Raw genomic sequence first — 1,337 nt, forward strand, 5'->3', positions numbered from 1 at the left:
ACGAAGGCCTTCCCCACCGGGACCTACCGCAACATCTCGGGGAACCTGGCGCTGTCCTACGGGCTGATCGCGGCGGCCCAGCAGGCCGACCTGCCGCTCTACCTGGGCTCGTACCCGATCACCCCGGCCTCGGACATCCTGCACGAGCTGTCCAAGCACAAGAACTTCGGCGTGCGCACCTTCCAGGCCGAGGACGAGATCGCCGGCATCGGCGCCGCCCTCGGGGCCGCCTTCGGCGGGGCGCTGGGCGTGACGACCACCTCGGGCCCGGGCGTGGCGCTGAAGTCGGAGACCATCGGCCTGGCGGTGTCGCTGGAGCTTCCGCTGCTGATCGTGGACATCCAGCGCGGCGGGCCGTCCACCGGTCTGCCGACCAAGACGGAGCAGGCGGACCTCCTGCAGGCCATGTACGGCCGCAACGGCGAGGCCCCCGTCCCGATCGTCGCCCCGCGCACCCCGGCGGACTGCTTCGACGCCGCGCTCGACGCGGCCCGGATCGCGCTCACGTACCGCACCCCGGTGTTCCTGCTCTCCGACGGCTACCTCGCCAACGGCTCCGAGCCCTGGCGGATCCCGGACGTGGCCGACCTTCCGGATCTGAAGGTCCAGTTCGCGACGGGCCCGAACCACGAGCTCGCGGACGGCACCGAGGTGTTCTGGCCGTACAAGCGGGACCCGCAGACCCTGGCCCGCCCCTGGGCGGTCCCGGGCACCCCCGGCCTGGAACACCGCATCGGCGGCATCGAGAAGCAGGACGGCACGGGCAACATCTCCTACGACCCGGCCAACCACGACTTCATGGTCCGCACCCGCCAGGCCAAGACCGACGGCATCGAGGTCCCCGACCTGGAGGTCGACGACCCGGACGGCGCCCGCACCCTGGTCCTCGGCTGGGGCTCCACGTACGGGCCCATCACGGCCGCGGTCCGCCGGCTGCGCCTGGCGGGGACCCCCATCGCGCAGGCCCACCTGCGCCACCTCAACCCCTTCCCGAGGAATCTCGGCGGGGTCCTGAAGCGTTACGACAAGGTAGTGGTGCCGGAGATGAACCTCGGGCAGCTGGCCACCCTGATCCGGGCGAAGTACTTGGTCGACGCCCAGTCGTACAACCAGGTCAACGGAATGCCCTTCAAGGCGGAGCAGCTCGCGACGGTTCTCAAGGAGGCCATCAATGACTGAGGTGACCGACGCCCCCACCCTGCTCTCCCTGGTGCCCAAGGCCGAGGCGCGGCAGTCCATGAAGGACTTCAAGTCGGACCAGGAGGTCCGCTGGTGTCCGGGCTGCGGTGACTACGCGGTCCTCGCCGCCGTCCAGGGCTTCATGCCCGAGCTCGGCC

The 1,337-nt window shown here is 70.7% G+C and carries 1 protein-coding gene and 1 pseudogene; both read left to right on the forward strand.

Annotated elements, in window-relative coordinates:
* The coding region (locus AB0F18_RS39270) for a 2-oxoacid:acceptor oxidoreductase subunit alpha (protein WP_362070352.1) at positions 1 to 1,179 on the forward strand (1,179 nt) is incomplete at its 5' end.
* A pseudogene (locus AB0F18_RS39275) lies at positions 1,172 to 1,337 on the forward strand (2-oxoacid:ferredoxin oxidoreductase subunit beta); the annotation flags it as partial. The gene AB0F18_RS39270 and the pseudogene AB0F18_RS39275, both read left to right, overlap by 8 nt.

Source organism: Streptomyces sp. NPDC029216 (genome assembly GCF_040648015.1).
Lineage (GTDB): Bacteria > Actinomycetota > Actinomycetes > Streptomycetales > Streptomycetaceae > Streptomyces.